The organism is Streptomyces sp. PL-25, from assembly GCF_058344915.1.
This window is the reverse complement of sequence record NZ_CP136997.1, coordinates 4,958,984-4,976,268: the sequence shown is the minus strand read 5'-3', so window position 1 is coordinate 4,976,268 and position 17,285 is coordinate 4,958,984. Positions and strand designations below refer to the sequence as shown.

At 70.2% G+C, this 17,285-nt stretch carries 14 protein-coding genes, 1 pseudogene and 1 riboswitch; of the genes and pseudogenes, 8 read left to right on the top strand and 7 right to left on the bottom strand.

The window, feature by feature from the left end:
- Positions 1-30: 30 nt before the first annotated feature.
- The gene (gene nagB / locus R4Z62_RS22570; RefSeq protein WP_382849519.1) at positions 31-816 is read left to right on the top strand and encodes a glucosamine-6-phosphate deaminase; all 786 of its coding nucleotides are present in this window, start codon (positions 31-33) and stop codon (positions 814-816) included.
- Between the two features lie 263 nt (positions 817-1,079).
- Here nagB and R4Z62_RS22565 read toward each other — a convergent pair whose 3' ends face one another.
- The 4 genes from R4Z62_RS22565 to R4Z62_RS22550 form a co-directional block, all read right to left on the bottom strand.
- Positions 1,080-2,588, bottom strand: coding sequence for a glycoside hydrolase family 3 protein (locus R4Z62_RS22565; RefSeq protein WP_064535218.1), 1,509 nt, complete (start codon positions 2,586-2,588; stop codon positions 1,080-1,082).
- Positions 2,589-2,597: 9 nt separating this feature from the next.
- Complete coding sequence (locus tag R4Z62_RS22560; protein WP_018571348.1) at positions 2,598-3,464, bottom strand: carbohydrate ABC transporter permease; 867 nt, start codon at positions 3,462-3,464, stop codon at positions 2,598-2,600.
- Positions 3,461-4,447 (bottom strand): carbohydrate ABC transporter permease, encoded by a 987-nt coding sequence (locus R4Z62_RS22555; protein ID WP_064535217.1) that lies wholly within the window; start codon positions 4,445-4,447, stop codon positions 3,461-3,463. The genes R4Z62_RS22560 and R4Z62_RS22555 overlap by 4 nt, the downstream gene beginning before the upstream one ends.
- A 137-nt stretch (positions 4,448-4,584) precedes the next feature.
- Positions 4,585-5,868, bottom strand: coding sequence for an extracellular solute-binding protein (locus R4Z62_RS22550; protein WP_064535216.1), 1,284 nt, complete (start codon positions 5,866-5,868; stop codon positions 4,585-4,587).
- Between the two features lie 463 nt (positions 5,869-6,331).
- Here R4Z62_RS22550 and R4Z62_RS22545 point away from each other — a divergent pair, with 463 nt between their 5' ends.
- The 6 genes and pseudogenes from R4Z62_RS22545 (at position 6,332) to R4Z62_RS22520 (ending at position 13,456) form a co-directional block, all read left to right on the top strand.
- Complete coding sequence (locus R4Z62_RS22545) at positions 6,332-7,096, top strand: GntR family transcriptional regulator (RefSeq protein WP_018571345.1); 765 nt, start codon at positions 6,332-6,334, stop codon at positions 7,094-7,096.
- A gap of 148 nt (positions 7,097-7,244) precedes the next feature.
- On the top strand, positions 7,245-7,523 hold the full coding sequence (locus tag R4Z62_RS22540) for a DUF3311 domain-containing protein (protein WP_064535215.1): 279 nt from the start codon (positions 7,245-7,247) through the stop codon (positions 7,521-7,523).
- Complete coding sequence (gene mctP, locus R4Z62_RS22535) at positions 7,520-9,130, top strand: monocarboxylate uptake permease MctP (protein ID WP_355476876.1); 1,611 nt, start codon at positions 7,520-7,522, stop codon at positions 9,128-9,130. Before R4Z62_RS22540 ends, mctP begins: the two co-directional genes overlap by 4 nt.
- Positions 9,131-9,232: 102 nt before the next feature.
- Positions 9,233-9,742, top strand: a pseudogene (locus tag R4Z62_RS22530) (GNAT family N-acetyltransferase).
- A gap of 62 nt (positions 9,743-9,804) precedes the next feature.
- A riboswitch (cobalamin riboswitch) is annotated at positions 9,805-9,941 on the top strand.
- 123 nt (positions 9,942-10,064) lie between these two features.
- Positions 10,065-12,437 carry a ribonucleoside-diphosphate reductase subunit alpha gene (locus tag R4Z62_RS22525; RefSeq protein WP_491520723.1) on the top strand — a complete coding sequence of 791 codons (2,373 nt, stop codon included), beginning with the start codon at positions 10,065-10,067 and terminating at the stop codon, positions 12,435-12,437.
- A complete protein-coding gene (locus R4Z62_RS22520) occupies positions 12,437-13,456 on the top strand; it encodes a ribonucleotide-diphosphate reductase subunit beta (protein WP_491520722.1) in 1,020 nt (339 codons plus the stop codon). Before R4Z62_RS22525 ends, R4Z62_RS22520 begins: the two co-directional genes overlap by 1 nt.
- On the opposite strand, the gene R4Z62_RS22515 is transcribed toward R4Z62_RS22520, so the two are convergent.
- Positions 13,369-13,632 carry a hypothetical protein gene (locus tag R4Z62_RS22515; protein ID WP_107440815.1) on the bottom strand — a complete coding sequence of 88 codons (264 nt, stop codon included), beginning with the start codon at positions 13,630-13,632 and terminating at the stop codon, positions 13,369-13,371. The two genes, R4Z62_RS22520 and R4Z62_RS22515, sit on opposite strands and share 88 nt — an antisense overlap.
- Positions 13,633-13,725: 93 nt before the next feature.
- Between R4Z62_RS22515 and R4Z62_RS22510 the strand changes: the two genes are divergently transcribed.
- Positions 13,726-14,691 (top strand): GlxA family transcriptional regulator, encoded by a 966-nt coding sequence (locus R4Z62_RS22510; protein ID WP_381742499.1) that lies wholly within the window; start codon positions 13,726-13,728, stop codon positions 14,689-14,691.
- A 27-nt stretch (positions 14,692-14,718) separates the two neighbouring features.
- Here the strand turns inward: R4Z62_RS22510 and R4Z62_RS22505 are convergent, their stop codons facing one another.
- Together R4Z62_RS22505 and cyc1 are read right to left on the bottom strand one after the other, a co-directional pair.
- Positions 14,719-16,119: a bifunctional albaflavenone monooxygenase/terpene synthase gene (locus R4Z62_RS22505; protein ID WP_385495783.1), complete on the bottom strand. Its 1,401-nt coding sequence runs from the start codon at positions 16,117-16,119 to the stop codon at positions 14,719-14,721.
- Positions 16,116-17,219, bottom strand: a complete 1,104-nt coding sequence (cyc1, locus tag R4Z62_RS22500) for an epi-isozizaene synthase (RefSeq protein WP_107440814.1) — start codon at positions 17,217-17,219, stop codon at positions 16,116-16,118. The genes R4Z62_RS22505 and cyc1 overlap by 4 nt, the downstream gene beginning before the upstream one ends.
- Between the last annotated feature and the right edge of the window lie 66 nt (positions 17,220-17,285).

Genomic DNA, 17,285 nt, shown 5'->3' with positions numbered 1-17,285 from the left:
CTCGGCTCTCCTCAGATCGGCAGGCCCAGCGTGGAAGTTGTCATCGTTCCGGATGCCAGGGCGGGCGGCGAGCTCATCGCCGAGGCCATGGCGCAGCTGCTGCGGCGGAAGCCCGACGCCCTGCTCGGCGTGGCCACGGGTTCTACTCCGCTGCCCATCTACGAGGCGCTGGCGGCCAAGGTCGCTTCCGGCGCCGCGGACACCTCCCGGGCACGGATCGCACAGCTCGACGAGTACGTGGGGCTGCCCGCCGACCACCCGGAGTCCTACCGGTCCGTCCTGCGCCGGGAGGTGCTGGAGCCGCTGGGGATCGGCATGGAGGCGTTCCTCGGCCCGGACGGCACCGCCGAGGACGTGCAGGGGGCCTGCGAGGCGTACGACGGTGCGCTGGCCGAGGCCGGAGGGGTGGACCTCCAGTTGCTGGGCATCGGCACGGACGGGCACATCGGGTTCAACGAGCCGTGCTCCTCGCTCGCCTCGCGGACACGCATCAAGACGCTGACCGAGCAGACCCGAGTGGACAACGCGCGCTTCTTCGACGGCGACGTCGAGCAGGTCCCGCACCACGTCATCACCCAGGGCATCGGCACGATCCTGGAGGCCCGGCACCTGGTGCTGCTGGCCACCGGGGAGGGCAAGGCGGACGCGGTCGCCGCGACCGTCGAGGGCCCGGTCGCCGCGGTCTGCCCGGCCTCGGCACTGCAGCTCCACCCGCACGCCACCGTGGTCGTCGACGAGGCCGCCGCCGCCAAGCTGAAGCTCGCCGACTACTTCCGCCACACCTACGCCAACAAGCCGGACTGGCAGGGGATCTAGGGCCTCTCCTCCCTCTTCCCCCTCCGTCCCGCGCGGCCCGGTCCGGCCGTGCGCGGAGGAGATGCGCGCGAGGCGCCGGCGCCCGGTGAGGGGGACCGGCGCCTCTGCCGTACCCGCGCCGGTGCCATGTCCCGGGCCGCCTCGGTGTCCCCTGCGTCGACGGTGTCGAGCGTGTCGACGTCTCCCGTGCCGGGCGGGATGCCCGAAGGCGCCGGTCCCCCGAGGGGTGACCGACGCCTGTGCGGGTGCGGGTGCGGGCTGGGCTACTTCCCGGCGATGATCTCCGCCGCCGCCAGGCCGCAGACGCGGGCGGCGCCGTGGGTGGCGATGTGGAGGGCGCCCCGGGGGGTGGCCTGGGGGACGCCCATCTCGACGACGATCGTGTCGGGGCGGGCCGCGATCAGCGTGTCCAGGGCGGCGGCCATCCAGGGATGGCGGTGCTCGTCGCGGACGACCGCCACCACGCGCCGGTCGCCGGCCGCCCGCAGGGCCGCCTGTCCGGCGTCGTCGCCGCTGAAGCTGCCGGTCTCCGTGCCGGGCAGGAGCCGGGACAGTTCGGCGGCCACGCCCCAGGGCGTCTCGTCGCCGACCGCGATGTTGGCGACCGGGGTGAGGGCGGCGACGTAGGGCGCGCGGTCGAGCGGAGTGAACGTTTCCGCGACGGTGACCCGCTGGGCCCGGCGGGCCGCGCGCAGACCGACCTCGGGGTCGGCGACGACACCGGTGCCGGTGGCCGCCGCCTCGGCGGTCCAGCGGGCGAGGGCGCGGACCCGTTCGGCGGCGTCGGCGAGCCGCTCCTCGGGCAGGTCGCCGGAGCGGACCGCGCCGACCAGGGCGTCCCGCAGCCGGTCGACGGTCCCCTCGTCCGCGAGGCCGCCGCCCACGCAGATCGCGTCGGCACCCGCGGCGACGGCGAGGACACTGCCCCGCTCGATGCCGTAGGTGTCGGCGATGGCCTTCATCTCCACGGCGTCGGTGACGATCAGGCCGTCGTAGCCCAGTTCGCCGCGCAGCAGTTCGGTGAGCACCCGCCTGGACAACGTTGCCGGAAGGTCCGGCTCCAGGGCCGGCACCAGGATGTGCGCGCTCATCACGGCCTTGGTCCCGGCGGCCACGGCCGCGCGGAACGGCACCAGGTCGCGGGCCTGGAGCACATCGGCGTCCACGTCGATGCGGGGCAGCGCGTGGTGCGAGTCGACCGCGGTGTCGCCGTGCCCGGGGAAGTGCTTGGTGCAGGCGGCGACGCCCGCCGCCTGGAGCCCGCGGACATAGGCGGCGGTGTGCCGGGCGACCAGGTCGGTGGAGGCGCCGAAGGAGCGGACGCCGATGACCGGGTTGCCCGGGTTGGAGTTGACGTCCGCTGAGGGCGCCCAGTCGAAGTTGACGCCGCACTCGGCGAGCCGCCGGCCGAGTTCGCGGGCGACGTCCTCGGTCAGCTGCACGTCGTCCACCGCGCCGAGCGCGTGGTTGCCGGGGAAGCTGGAGCCGGTGCGCACCTCCAGGCGCGTGACGTCGCCGCCCTCCTCGTCGATGGCGACGAGGACGTCCTCGCGCTCGGCGCGCAACCGGGCGGTGAGGGCGGTCAGCTGCTCCGCGGTGGCGACGTTGCGGCCGAACAGACCGACCGAGGCCAGTCCTTCGCCGAGCCGGCGCAGCAGCCAGTCGGGGGCCGTGGTCCCGGTGAAGCCGGGCTGGAGGACGGTCAGCGCGTCGCGGGCGAGCCGGTCGCTCGCCGCGTCGGAGGCGGTGGCACCGCCGGCGAATGTCGTCATCGGGTGGCGTTATCCCTTCACGGCGCCCGCGGTCAGGCCCGCGGCCATCTTGCGCTGTACGAGGAGGAACAGAACGACGATGGGCACCGCCATCATGGTGGCTCCGGCCATCATCGGGGCGTATTCGGTGCCGTTCTTGGTGGTGAAGTTGCCGAGCCAGACCGTGGCGGTCTGGTTCTGCTGGCTCATCAGCATCAGGGCGTAGAGGTACTCGTTCCAGGCCTGGATGAAGCCGTAGACCGAGGTGGCGACCATGCCGGGGGCGAGCAGCGGGAAGACCACGCGGACGAAGGCGCCGGTGCGGGTGCAGCCGTCGACCATGGCGGCTTCTTCGAGTTCCTTGGGGATGTTGACGATGAAACCGCGCAGCGTCCACACCGTGAAGGGGAGCACGAAGGTCAGATACGTGATGATCAGGCCGGTCAGCTTGTCGTACTGACCCAGGTCGTTCAGCAGCAGGAAGATCGGGATGATCATGGCGACCAGCGGCACCATCTGCACCGCGAGAATGCCCACGATCACGATCTTGCGGCCCCGGAAGGCGAACCGGGAGATGGCGAGCGCGGCCAGCGTGCCGACGACGATGCCGACGCCCACGACGACCAGGGACACGATCAGGCTGCGCCCGACCGGGCCCCAGAAGTCGGAGACCTCCAGGGCGCGCTTGAAGTTGGCCGTGGTGAAGCCGGTGGGCAGCAGGCTCGGGTCCGGGTCGATGGCGTCCTTGGCCGGCTTGAACGCGGTGTTGAGCATCCAGTAGAGCGGGAAGCCCAGGACGACGAAGACCAGGAGGCCGAGCAGGTTCCAGCCGAGCTTCGGCGCCCGGCGGCGGCGGACCGCGGGGGCGGCGGTGCTCGTGCCGCTCAGGGTGCTCATTCGACCTCTCCGATCTTCAGCATCTGGCGCATGTACACGGCGACCACGCCCAGCAGCAGCAGCACGGTGATCAGGGCGATCGCCGAGCCCTGCGCGTAGTCGTTGACCACGAAGGCGCGGTCGTAGGAGTAGGTGTTGAGGATCTGGAACTCGGCCTCGGGGTGGCCGCCGCGCATGACGAACACCTGCGGGAAGACGCCCATGTCCCAGATGACCGACAGGGTCGTGAGCATCACGAGGACCGGCTTGAGGATGGGCAGGGTGACATAGCGGAAGACACCCCAGGCGCCGGCGCCGTCGAGCCGGGCCGCCTCCTCCATCTCCTTGGGCACCTGCGTCAGACCGGCGCTGAGCGTGATGACGACGAAGGGCACGGCGCCCCAGACCACGAGGAGCATGATCACCGCGAGCCCCTGGGGGCCGCTGGCGAACCAGTTGTGGCCGATCAGCTCGACTCCGGGCAGCTTGCTCAGCAGCGCGTTGAGGATGCCGTAGTCGGAGTCGAAGAGCCACTTGAAGACGGTGGTGGCCACGATGACGGGCATGCCCCAACTGGCCACCAGCGCGATGTTGATCAGCGTCTTGACCCAGCCGGAGACCCGCTGCTGGAGCAGGGCGAGCGCCATGCCGATGACCATGGTGAGGATCACGCAGCCGGCGGCGAAGACGATGGTGCGCACGACGACCGACCAGAACTCGTCGTCGCTGAGCACCTTGGTGAAGTTGGAGAACCCGACCCAGTCGGCCTTCTGGAAGCCCCACAGCTGCGGCTGCTGGAACTTCTGGAAGGACAGCGTGACCAGCCGCACCAGCGGGTAGGCCATGACCAGGGCCAGGATCAGCAGGCAGGGGGCGAGCAGCAGCCATGGGGTCGTCGCGCCGCCCGACGCCCGGTTTCTGCGCGGCCGGTCCGCGGCGGCGGGTGGCGGCGCCTGCCGCGGTGGCGGCACCTTGGCAGGGGTGGTCGTGTCTGCGGCACTCATCGCGCGCTCCTCAGCGGCCGTCAGGTGGTACGAAGGCGAAGCAAGGCAAAGCCCGGCACGGCCGTACGGGGAGCGGGCCCCGTGAGACGGCCGTGCGAGAAGCAGGGCCCCGCCCGCGGCAGGGCCCTGCGCTCAGGTCACTTGGTGTTGATGACCTTGTCGATCGCGGCGTCCGCCTCCTTGGCGGCGTCCTCGACCGACTTCTTGCCGGTGCCGATGCTCTGCAGCATGGTCTGCAGCACCTGGGCCTTCTCGACCTGGCCCCAGCCCGGCGCCATCGGGACGAACCAGCTGGACTCGGCCGCGGTGGCCGGGACCGCCGTCTTCGGGTCGCTCTTCAGCGTCGCGAGGTCGGTCTTGTTGTTGGGCAGGTTGCCCTTGGCGATCAGGCCCTTCTGACCGGCGGTGCCGGTGAAGGCGTTGATCCACTCGGCGGCGACGGCCTGCGCCTTGGACTTGACCGGGACGGCGAGGTCCGAACCGCCGAGGAAGACCGGCATGTTCTTGCCGGACGGGCCGGGCATCACGAAGTTCTCGACCTTGTCGGCGAGCTTGCCGACCTTGTCGTTCTTCGGGTCGGCGGCGGTCGCGCCCTCCCAGGCGGCGGCGAAGATCATGCCGGACTTGCCCTGGCCGTAGACGATGGGCCGGTCGGCCTCGTCCTTGGTCTTGTCACCGTGCATGTACTTGTCCAGGACGGCCTTGTAGTCGTTCAGGCCCTTCAGGGACTCCGGCGAGGAGAGGTTGGCCTTCCACTGGCCGCCGTCCTCCTTGGCGATGGAGCCGCCGGCGTCGTAGACGAAGGACATGGCGGCGTACCAGTCACGGCTGGGCTGGTACCAGGCGCTGAACTTGTCGCCCTGCTTCTGCTGCACCTTGTCCAGGTCGGCGATCAGTTCCTGGTAGGTCTTCGGCGTGGTCTTCACATCGGACTGCGCGAAGATGTCCTTGCGCCAGTTGGCCACGCGGCCACCGGCGTAGTAGGGCACACCGTAGGTCTTGCCCTCGTACGTCACGGAGGCCTTGAGGCCGTCCAGCCACCCGGAGGAGTTGTCGAACTTCGACGCGTCCAGCGGAGCGAAGGCGCCCTTGACCATGTAGCCGAGCATCTCGGTGTTGCCCATCTCGACCACGTCGGGGGCCTTGTCGGTGGCGAGCACCGCGTCGAGCTTGGTGTTCTTGTCCGGCCAGCCGTAGTACTCGTGCTTGACCTTCAGCCCCGGGTGCTTCTTCACCACCGCGTCGTCGGCGGCCTTGACCAGGTCCGGCCAGTTGTTCTGCGCGTCGACGGTGAGCCAGACGGTCAGCTCCTTGGCGTCCGCACCGTTCGAGCCCCCCTTGTCGTCGTCACTGCCGCCACAGGCCGCGATGGAGACCATCATTCCCGCGATACCGATCGCGGCAACAAGCTTGCGCTTCACGCCACCCTCCTCAGGGATGCCACAAACCCCCCTGCCTCCCCGCGGTTGAGCGACAGTTGGAAGCGTCAGCGCACACCGCCCATGGGGCCGGGACCTGGACCAATGGTGTAGACCAGTACGGGGAGCTTGGCCCAGACCAATAGGGCTGTCAAGGGTGCGCCGACCTGCTCAGGTGCTCCGTTATGGGACCGCGATATGCAGGGACCTTTCATTGCTCATGCGGTCAAACGGACGTCCCCGCTCCACTGGACCACCGGCCGTCACTTCCCCCCGGTCGCGCGCCTGTTCGCGTGGACCACCCGGGCCGGGGACGGGCGATGGACTAGACCAGCGGGGGTCACGGCGGTATACAGAGGAGATCACGGAGCGTGCGGGTGCCACCCGTCACAAGAAGCCGTGCCACGATGTGAGCCGTGGCCGACGGGAGTCGGTCGCTTCGGCACTGGAGCCGGGAAGGCAGAGCATGAGCACCGACGTCAGCAGTGCGGAGAACGAGGGTGGGGCGACCGTCCGTACCGCGCGCGTGCCCAAGTACTACCGCCTGAAGAAGCACCTGCTCGACATGACCCAGACGCAGGCGCCCGGCACGCCCGTGCCGCCCGAGCGGACCCTGGCCGCCGAGTTCGACACCTCCCGCACGACCGTGCGCCAGGCGCTCCAGGAACTCGTCGTCGAGGGCCGGCTCGAACGCATCCAGGGCAAAGGCACCTTCGTCGCCAAGCCGAAGGTCTCCCAGGCGCTGCAACTGACCTCCTACACCGAGGACATGCGCGCCCAAGGACTGGAACCGACCTCTCAGCTGCTGGACATCGGGTACATCACCGCCGACGACCGGCTCGCCGCCCTGCTCGACATCACCGCGGGCGGCCGGGTGCTGCGCATCGAGCGGCTGCGCATGGCCAACGGCGAGCCCATGGCCATCGAGACCACGCACCTCTCGGCCAAGCGCTTCCCCGCGCTGCGCCGCAGCCTGGTCAAGTACACCTCGCTCTACACCGCCCTCGCCGAGGTCTACGACGTCCATCTCGCCGAGGCCGAGGAGACCATCGAGACCTCGCTGGCCACCCCCCGCGAGGCCGGGCTGCTCGGCACCGATGTCGGCCTGCCCATGCTGCTGCTCTCCCGGCACTCCCAGGACCGCACCGGCCAGCCCGTGGAGTGGGTGCGCTCGGTCTACCGCGGCGACCGCTACAAGTTCGTGGCGCGCCTGAAGAGGCCGATGGACTGATCCCGCCCTGCCCCGCCGTGCCCCTGCGCCCGGTCCCCGGACGGTGTCCGCGGAACCGGTATGCGGACAAGGGGTTCCGTTCGCTTGTCACCGTGACCTAGATTGCCTGCGCATCGCACCGGTGACCAGCACAGGAACGGAGCCGCACATGTCAGATGGGCCAGGAGTGGGCAAAGGGGTGGTGACACCCCTGCGGGTGGTCATCGGCCTCTGCCTCGTCGCGCCGTTCGTGGCGATGCTGTGGGTCGGTTCGTACGCGAAGACCGACCCCACGTTCATCGGCATCCCGTTCTTCTACTGGTACCAGATGCTGTGGGTGATCATCTCCACGGTCCTCACGGTGATCGCCTACCGGCTCTGGCAGCACGACCAGCGCGGGCGCCGCACCGGTGACTCCGCGTCCGCGAAGGGCGGTGCGGCCCGGTGAAGGACGGCGTCAACGGCGTCGCGCTCGGCGTCTTCATCTTCTTCTTCCTGCTCGTCACCGTCATGGGCTTCCTGGCAGCGCGCTGGCGCCGGGCGGACAACGAGCACAGCCTGGACGAGTGGGGCCTGGGCGGCCGGTCCTTCGGCACCTGGATCACCTGGTTCCTGCTCGGCGGCGACCTGTACACCGCCTACACGTTCGTGGCGGTGCCCGCGGCGATCTACGCGACCGGGGCCGCCGGGTTCTTCGCGGTGCCGTACACGATCCTGGTCTACCCGCTGATCTTCACCTTCCTGCCCCGGCTCTGGTCGGTCTCGCACAAGCACGGGTACGTGACGACGTCCGACTTCGTGCGCGGGCGGTTCGGCTCCAAGGGCCTGTCGCTGGCGGTGGCGCTCACCGGCATCCTCGCCACCATGCCGTACATCGCGCTCCAGCTCGTCGGCATCCAGGCGGTGCTGGACGTGATGGGCGTGGGCGGCGGCGAGAACACCAACTGGTTCGTGAAGGACCTGCCGCTGCTGATCGCCTTCGGCGTGCTGGCGGCGTACACGTACTCCTCGGGGCTGCGCGCGCCCGCGCTGATCGCGTTCGTGAAGGACGCGCTCATCTACATCGTCATCGCGGTCGCGATCATCTACATCCCGATCAAGCTGGGCGGGTTCGACGACATCTTCGCGGCGGCCTCCGAGAAGTACAGCAAGGCGGGGGCGGGCGGACTGGCACCGGCCCCGGGCGGCCAGTGGACGTACGCCACCCTGGCGCTGGGCTCCGCGCTGGCGCTGTTCATGTATCCGCACTCGATCACCGCCACGCTGTCCTCGCGCAGCCGCGAGGTGATCCGCCGCAACACCACGATCCTGCCGCTGTACTCGCTGATGCTGGGCCTGCTGGCGCTGCTCGGCTTCATGGCGATCGCGGCGGGCGTGAAGGTGCAGAACGGCCAGCTGGCCATCCCGCAGCTGTTCGAGGACATGTTCCCGGACTGGTTCACGGGCATCGCCTTCGCGGCCATCGGCATCGGCGCGCTGGTGCCGGCGGCGATCATGTCGATCGCGGCCGCGAACCTGTTCACCCGCAACATCTACAAGGACTTCATCAAGCCGGACGCGACGCCCAAGGAGGAGACCCGGGTCTCCAAGCTGGTCTCGCTGCTGGTGAAGGTGGGCGCGCTGGTCTTCGTGCTGACCATGGACAAGACCGTGGCCATCAACTTCCAGCTGCTCGGCGGGATCTGGATCCTGCAGACCTTCCCGGCCCTGGTCGGCGGCCTGTTCACCCGCTGGTTCCACCGCTGGGCGCTGCTGGCCGGCTGGGCGGTCGGCATGGTCTACGGCACGGTCGCGGCCTACGGGGTCGCCTCGCCGACGCAGAAGCACTTCGGCGGCTCGGCCAAGGAGATCCCGGGCATCGGCGAGATCGGCTACATCGGCATGACGGCGTTCGTGCTGAACGTGGCCGTCGCCGTGGTCCTGACCTTCGTCCTCAAGGCCCTGAAAGCCCCCGACGGCGTCGACGAGACCCGCCCGGAAGACTACACGGCCGACGCCGGGGACGCCGGTGTCTCCGTCGAGCTGCCGCCCGCCACCGCGGGCAGCGCCCACTGAGCGGACGCCCCCTTCGAGGAGGCCGACGCCCTCGACCGGGCCGACGGGCCGCCGGGAGAATCCGGCGGCCCGTCGCCGTGTCCGTGCGGCACACTCGGGGCCATGGACCTCGTGATCAGGCCGGCGCTGCCCGGCGAGTACGCCCCCCTGGGCGAGATCACCGCCCAGGCGTACCTCCGGGACGGTCTGCTGGACTTCGGAGCCGACGACCCGTATCTGGACGTGCTGCGGGACGTCGCCGGACGGGCGGCGGCCTGCGAGGTGCTGGTGGCCGTGGCGCGGGACGAGGTGCTCGGGCGGGGTCGCCTTCGTGCCGTCCGGCGGCCCCATGGCGGACATCGCGGGTCCCGGCGAGGCCGAGATGCGCATGCTCGCGGTCGACCGCGCGGCACGCGGCCGGGGCGCGGGCGCGAGGCCCTGGTGCGGGCCTGCGCGGACCGGGCGCGGGCCACCGCGGGCTGTGTCCGCCTGGTGCTGTCCACCCAGCGCGCCATGCACAGCGCGCACCGCCTCTACGAGCGCCTGGGCTTCGTCCGCACCCCGCGGCGCGACTGGAACCCCTTGCCCCACCTGGCCGACACCAGGCTGCTCACCTACGCGTTGACCCTCTGACACCCTCCGCAGTCGACGCGACACAACATATGGGGGTGGCTTCCACACCCGGCACAAGATGTATGCTCATGCTCGCTGTCGTCGCAGGGGAATCCGGTGCGAATCCGGAACTGTCCCGCAACGGTGTACTCGTACGCACATGCCCTTGAGGCCGCATACGAGCGTCAGTCCGAGGACCTGCCAACAGTGCGCCCGGCCGTCCGGTCCGGGTGTCTGACGTCCGGGCCTCGCGGAATGGGCCGGTGGACGCGGCGCCGTGCGCGCTCGTGCTGCCGCTCCCTGCCCTCGCCGAGGCTCCGTGCCGAGCGAGGGAGAGCCACACGTGACCATCGCGCCCGCCGATCCGGTCTCAGCCGAGGGCCGCCTGGAGAACGACGGTCCCGGTGCCGCGCTGCTGCGGACCCTGACCGAGCTGACCGCCGACCTCCCCGACGCCGACCCCGGCCGGGTCGCCGCCGCCGCGCTGCGCGGCCGTTCGGCCCGCGCGGACGAGGCGGAGCTGCGGGAGCTGGCCACCGAGGCCGCGGCCGGGCTCATCTCCGAGGACCCCGCCTACTCCCGGCTCGCCGCCCGCCTGCTGACGCTCTCCATCCGGTCCGAGGCCGCCTCCCAGGGCGTCACCTCCTTCACCGAGTCCGTCGCCGTGGGCCACCGGGAGGGACTGATCGCCGACCGGACCGCCGCGTTCACCCGGCTGCACGCGGCCCGTCTGGACGCGCTGGCCGACCCGTCCGCCGACGACCGCTTCGGCTACTTCGGCCTGCGCACCGTGCACAGCCGCTACCTGCTGCGGCACCCGATCACCCGCAAGGTGATCGAGACGCCCCAGCACTTCATGCTGCGGGTGGCCGCCGGCCTCGCCGAGGACGACAGCCCCCGGGCCGTCGACGAGGTCGCCGCGCTCTACGGGCTGATGAGCCGCCTGGACTACCTCCCCTCCTCCCCCACGCTCTTCAACTCCGGCACCCGCCACCCGCAGATGTCCTCCTGCTATCTGCTCGACTCCCCCAAGGACGAGCTGGACAGCATCTACGACCGCTACCACCAGGTCGCCCGGCTCTCCAAGCACGCGGGCGGCATCGGGCTGGCCTACTCCCGCATCCGCTCGCGCGGTTCGCTGATCCGCGGCACCAACGGGCACTCCAACGGCATCGTGCCGTTCCTGAAGACCCTCGACGCCTCGGTGGCCGCGGTGAACCAGGGCGGGCGGCGCAAGGGCGCGGCGGCCGTCTACCTGGAGACCTGGCACTCCGACATCGAGGAGTTCCTGGAGCTGCGCGACAACACCGGTGAGGACGCGCGCCGCACCCACAACCTCAACCTGGCGCACTGGGTACCGGACGAGTTCATGCGCCGGGTCAACGCCGACGCGCAATGGTCGCTGTTCTCCCCGGCGGACGTGCCGGAGCTGGTGGACCTGTGGGGCGACGAGTTCGACGCGGCCTACCGCAGGGCCGAGGAGGCCGGGCTCGCGCAGAAGACGATGCCCGCCCGCGAGCTGTACGGCCGGATGATGCGCACCCTGGCGCAGACCGGCAACGGCTGGATGACCTTCAAGGACGCCGCCAACCGCACCGCCAACCAGACGGCGGAGCCCGGCCACGTCATCCACTCCTCGAACCTGTGCACGGAGATCCTGGAGGTCACCGACGACGGGGAGACGGCGGTCTGCAACCTCGGCTCGGTCAACCTCGGCGCCTTCGCCGACCCCGAGACGGGTGACCTGGACTGGGAGCGGCTGGACGAGACGGTCCGCACCGCCGTCACCTTCCTGGACCGGGTCGTCGACATCAACTTCTACCCGACCGAGCAGGCGGGCCGCTCCAACTCCCGCTGGCGGCCGGTCGGCCTGGGCGCGATGGGCCTCCAGGACGTCTTCTTCAAGCTGCGGCTGCCGTTCGAGTCCCCCGAGGCGAAGGCCCTGTCGACCCGCATCGCCGAGCGGATCATGCTGGCCGCCTACGAGGCGTCCACCGACCTCGCCGAGCGCAACACGCCCCTGCCCGCCTGGGAGAAGACCCGCGCCGCCCGGGGCGTGCTGCACCCCGACCACTACGACGTGGAGCTGACCTGGCCCGAGCGCTGGGCGGCCCTGCGCGAGCGGATCGCCGCCGTCGGCATGCGCAACTCGCTGCTGCTGGCCATCGCGCCGACCGCCACCATCGCCTCCATCGCGGGCGTCTACGAGTGCATCGAGCCGCAGGTCTCCAACCTGTTCAAGCGCGAGACGCTCTCGGGTGAGTTCCTCCAGGTCAACTCCTACCTGGTGCGCGACCTCAAGACGCTCGGCGTCTGGGACGCCCGTACCCGCGAGGCGCTGCGCGAGTCCAACGGCTCGGTGCAGGACCTCGCGTGGATCCCGGAGGACGTACGGCGGCTGTACCGCACGGCGTGGGAGATCGGGCAGCGCTCTCTGATCGACATGGCCGCGGCCCGCACCCCGTTCCTCGACCAGGCGCAGTCGCTCAACCTGTTCCTGGAGACGCCGACCATCGGCAAGCTCTCCTCGATGTACGCCTACGCCTGGAAGCAGGGTCTGAAGACCACCTACTACCTGCGCTCCCGTCCGGCGACCCGGATCGCCCGCGCCGCCCAGGCGCAGACCCGCGCCGCCGTCCCCGCCCAGCAGGTGGCCGACCCCGACGCGGTCGCCTGCTCCCTTGAGAACCCCGAGTCCTGCGAGGCCTGCCAGTGATGACCAGCACCACCCGTGACAAGAACCTGCTCGACCCGGGCTTCGAACTGACCCTGCGTCCCATGCGGTACCCGGACTTCTACGACCGCTACCGGGACGCCATCAAGAACACCTGGCACGTGGAGGAGGTCGACCTCCACTCGGACGTCGCCGACCTCGCCAAGCTCATCCCGAGCGAACAGCACCTCATCGGCCGCCTGGTGGCGTTCTTCGCCACCGGTGACTCGATCGTCGCCAACAACCTGGTGCTCACGCTCTACAAGCACATCAACTCCCCGGAGGCGCGTCTGTACCTGTCGCGCCAGCTGTTCGAGGAGGCCGTGCACGTCCAGTTCTATCTGACGCTGCTGGACACCTACCTGCCCGACCCGGAGGACCGGGCGGCGGCCTTCGCGGCGGTGGAGAACATCCCCTCCATCCGCGAGAAGGCGGAGTTCTGCTTCAAGTGGATGGACTCGGTCGAGAAGCTGGACCGGCTGGAGAGCAGGTCGGACCGCCGGCGCTTCCTGCTCAACCTGATCTGCTTCGCCGCCTGCATCGAGGGCCTGTTCTTCTACGGCGCCTTCGCATACGTCTACTGGTTCCGCAGCCGCGGTCTGCTGCACGGTCTCGCCACGGGCACCAACTGGGTGTTCCGGGACGAGACGATGCACATGTCGTTCGCGTTCGACGTGGTGGACACCGTGCGCAAGGAGGAGCCGGACCTCTTCGACGACCAGCTGGAGCAGCAGGTCACCGACATGCTGCGGGAGGCCGTCGAGGCCGAGTTGCAGTTCGCGCGCGACCTGTGCGGTGACGGCCTCCCGGGGATGAACACCGAGTCGATGCGGCAGTACCTGGAGTGCGTGGCCGACCAGCGGCTGACCCGCCTGGGCTTCGCTCCGGTCTACGGCTCCGAGAACCCCTTCTCCTTCATGGAGCTCCAGGGTGTTCAGGAGCTGACCAACTTCTTCGAGCGGCGTCCGTCCGCGTACCAGGTCGCGGTGGAGGGCACCGTCGACCTGGACGAGGACTTCTGAGCCTCCGGTTCACGTGTCGCGGACTCCTGGTCCCGGTGGGCCTGCTGTGCCTCCCTGATGCTGCGGTCGATGCGCCGGTCGCGCAGGATGCCGAGCACCGAGGGCAGCGCCATCAGGACCAGGAGTCCGAAGGTGAAGAGCATTCCGATCAGGGCTTCTGTCTGGTCTGCGTTCATGCACACCACTGTCGCGCCGGACACTCCTGACCGTGAGTGGCAGGACTGCCGTAGACCTTCAAATTCCTGCCATCGGTGCGGCACACTGGTGGCATGTTGCAGAACGTGGCCGCCGTCCTGCTGGACGGCGTGCACCCCTTCGAGCTGGGTGTGGTCTGCGAGGTCTTCGGCATCGACCGCAGCGACGACGGGCTGCCCCGGTACGACTTCGCGGTGGTCTCCGCCGAGGGGCCCTCGCTGGGCACCCATGTCGGCGGCCTGGGCATCACCACGCCGTACGGGCTGGACCGGCTCGACGAGGCCGATCTGATCGCCGTGCCCGCCGGGAACGACTTCGCCACCCGGGTCTACCCGCCCGAGCTGCTGGCCGCCCTCCGACGGGCCGTCGACCGGGGCGCGCGGGTGCTCAGCGTGTGCTCCGGCGTGTTCGTGCTGGGCGCCGCCGGGCTGCTGGAGGGGCGGCGCTGCGCGGTGCACTGGCACCACGCGGCCGAGCTGGTCCGGCAGTATCCGCACGCCACCGTCGAGGCGGACGTGCTCTACGTCGACGCGGACCCGGTGATCACCTCGGCCGGCACGGCGGCCGGTATCGACGCCTGTCTGCACATCGTGCGCAAGGAGCAGGGTCCCGAGGTCGCCAACAAGATCGCCCGGCGGATGGTGGTGCCGCCGCACCGGGACGGCGGCCAGGCGCAGTACATCGAGCGGCCGCTGCCGAGGTCCCGCTGCGACACCGTGGGCGAGGTGCTGGTCTGGATGGAGCGGCACCTCGACGAGGAGGTCACCGTCGAGCAGCTCGCCGCCCGCGCCCACATGTCCCCGCGCACCTTCGCCCGCCGGTTCCAGCAGGAGACGGGCACCACGCCGTACCGCTGGATCCTGCGCCAGCGGGTGCTGCTGGCACAGCGCCTGCTGGAGGGCACGGACGAGACGATGGACGCGATCGCCGACCGCACCGGTTTCGGGACCGCGGCGGCCCTGCGCCACCAGTTCGTCCGCGCGCTGGGCACCACGCCGAACGCCTACCGGCGCGCGTTCAGGGGCCCGCAGGCCGCCTGAACGCGCGCCCACCGGGCGGCGGCGGGGTCAGCGGGGCAGCGCCCGCAGCAGCAGGCGGCGCGGGCGCAGCGTGATCCCGATGCGCGGCCTGGGGTCGGAGCCGGGCGCCTGCTCGAAGCGGTAGGCGCCGGCGATCGCGGCGGTGAGCAGGGTGAGTTCGGCCATCGAGAAGTGGTCGCTCGGGCACTTGCGGTTGCCCACGCTGAACGGGCTCATCGCGTACTTGGGGACCTCCTTGGAGCGCTCCGGGAGCCAGCGGTCCGGATCGAAGTCCTCGTGCCGCCCGTAGGAGCGGTGGTCGCGCTGGATGGCGTAGGGGCTGTAGATGACGTCCGCGCCGGCCGGAATGCGGTAGCCGCCCAGTTCGGTGTCGGCGACCGTGCGGCGGGTCAGAATCCAGACGGCCGGATAGAGGCGCAGTGTCTCCGTGACGACATTCGCCGTGTACCGCAGTTCTCGGACGTCCTCGAATGCGACGGGGCGGTCACCCACCACGGTTTTCACCTCGTCGCGGATCTTGTCGCCGAGATCCGGGCGCTCGGTGAGAACGAGAAGCAGCGACATGATCATGGAGCCGACGGTTTCGCTGCCCGGGGTGAGTATCGCGATCACCTGATCATGGATCTCCTGCTCCCCAATAGGCTCGCCATTCTCGTCCTTCGCCTCCAGCAAAGCCGTCAGCAAATCGTCCGGTTTTTGACCGCCTGCCCTCCGGTCCGCGACGATCTCATCGACCAGGAGATGCAAATCGGCCAATGCGCGGTTGAATTCGCGGTTGGACCTGACCGGCACCTTGTAGAGGGGGCCCAGCGGCACCACCATGCGCTGGTACATGCCGCTGAACAGGGTGGCCAGGGCCGCGCAGATGCGCTCGGCGCGGGCGTCCATGTAGCTGCCGCGCATCAGGCACCGCGCGGCGACGCGCACGGCGACCCGGAAGGACTCCGCGGTCACGTCGAGCACCTGCCCCGAGCGCCACCGCTCGACGAGGGCGTGCGCCTCCTCGGTCATGATCGGCCCGTACTCGGGGAGCACGTCGAGCCGGAAGGCGGGCTGGATGGTGCGCCGCTGGCGCCGGTGCAGCGGCCCGTTGGCGGTGGCCACGCCCTCCTTGCCGAGCAGGCTCTCCAGCGACTCCCACAGCGGCCCGGCGATGATGTAGTCGGGGCTGAGCGCCAGCGCCCCGGTGAGGTCGGGCGCGGTGACGGCGTACACCGTCTTGGGGCCGAGCCTGAGCCGGACCACCTCGCCGTGGTCGCGCAGCCCGCTCAGGAAGGCCAGCGGGTCGCGGGCCAGCCGCAGCCCGTGGCCGAGGAGCGGCACGGCGCCGCCGGCCAGTGGCGGCTCCCCCGGCAGCCGGCCTGTCCGCGCACCTGTCTGCCGACCCGCCTGCGACCTGTCCTCGGGCTTCACCGACTCGACGGTCATTTCTCACCTGCCGCTTCATTGTTGACGTACGGGGGCGTGGACCGGTCGTCCCAGCTGTCGACCATGTAACGGCCGGACTCGTGGTGGAACCAGTAGACGGAACTGAACCAGTTGCGCATATTTCCCAGGCAGGCCCTGACGGCGGAAGCAAGTTCCTTTCCCCGCACCGTTCCGTCCGCGAGGCCGTCGGCGAACCGTAATCCCTCCTGCTCCGCGACCAGGAATTCGTCAATGCACTCCTCCACCCGGCGGCGGATTTCCGCTATGGCTTCCTCAAGACTCAGTCCCTCGTGTTTGACAAGACTTATCCCGAGGTTGTGCACCTCGTCACCCGCGATCTCCTTGGGCAGTGAACACAGATCGTTGTACCAGGCGGCGAATTCCTGGCTCAGCAGGGCCGGACGCCGGTATGCGGGATGCCTGCGGACGGAATCCGGGAGTTCGGTCCCCGCGCTCGGTTCCAGCAGATCCGTCCAGATCCAGTGGGCGAAGGTGAGCCGGCGCAGGGCGAGGTACTCCTCGACCGTGGGGACGACTCCCTGGGCGCGGTTGTGGAACTCCCGGTCGTAGGCGTCGATCACCGCGTGGAAGTGCCGGGCGAAGCGGGCGTTCCAGGTGTCTGGCAGGAACGCGTACAGCCGCAGCACGCTGTCCGCGAACCCCGCCACCAGCACGTCCGGGTGGCGCAGATGGTCCCGGGGGGCGTCCAGCGCCGTGTGCAGCGCGCGGCGCAGCCTGCGCCAGGCGCCCGGCCGCCCGTGGACGATGTCCCGGTCGTGGCGGTCGTCCCAGAGGAAGAACCAGGCGCTGTAGTCCGCGATCGCCTGGAGCACCTCGTCCGGGGCGCCGAGGTAGTACCCCGCCATGAGGTCGGTGTAGCGCAGGCCGTCGGCGTGCTGCTCCACCTTGTCCGCGGGCATGAGCCGCTTTTCCAGCAGCCAGCCGCGGGTCTTCTCCTGGAGTTCGGGCCAATAGGCGTGCAACTGCCTGGGAAACGCGGCCTCGATCACCGGGAGGGCGAGCGACGGCGGTACCGCCGCCACCGTCACCGTGGGTATGGATGTGGATGTCGATGTGGTGCTGTATGGGAAAGCCGGCACGAACAACCCCTCTCAGCCGCCGGTGGCGTCCGCCCCTTCCGCTGTGCCCGGCGCACGCCGTCGCGC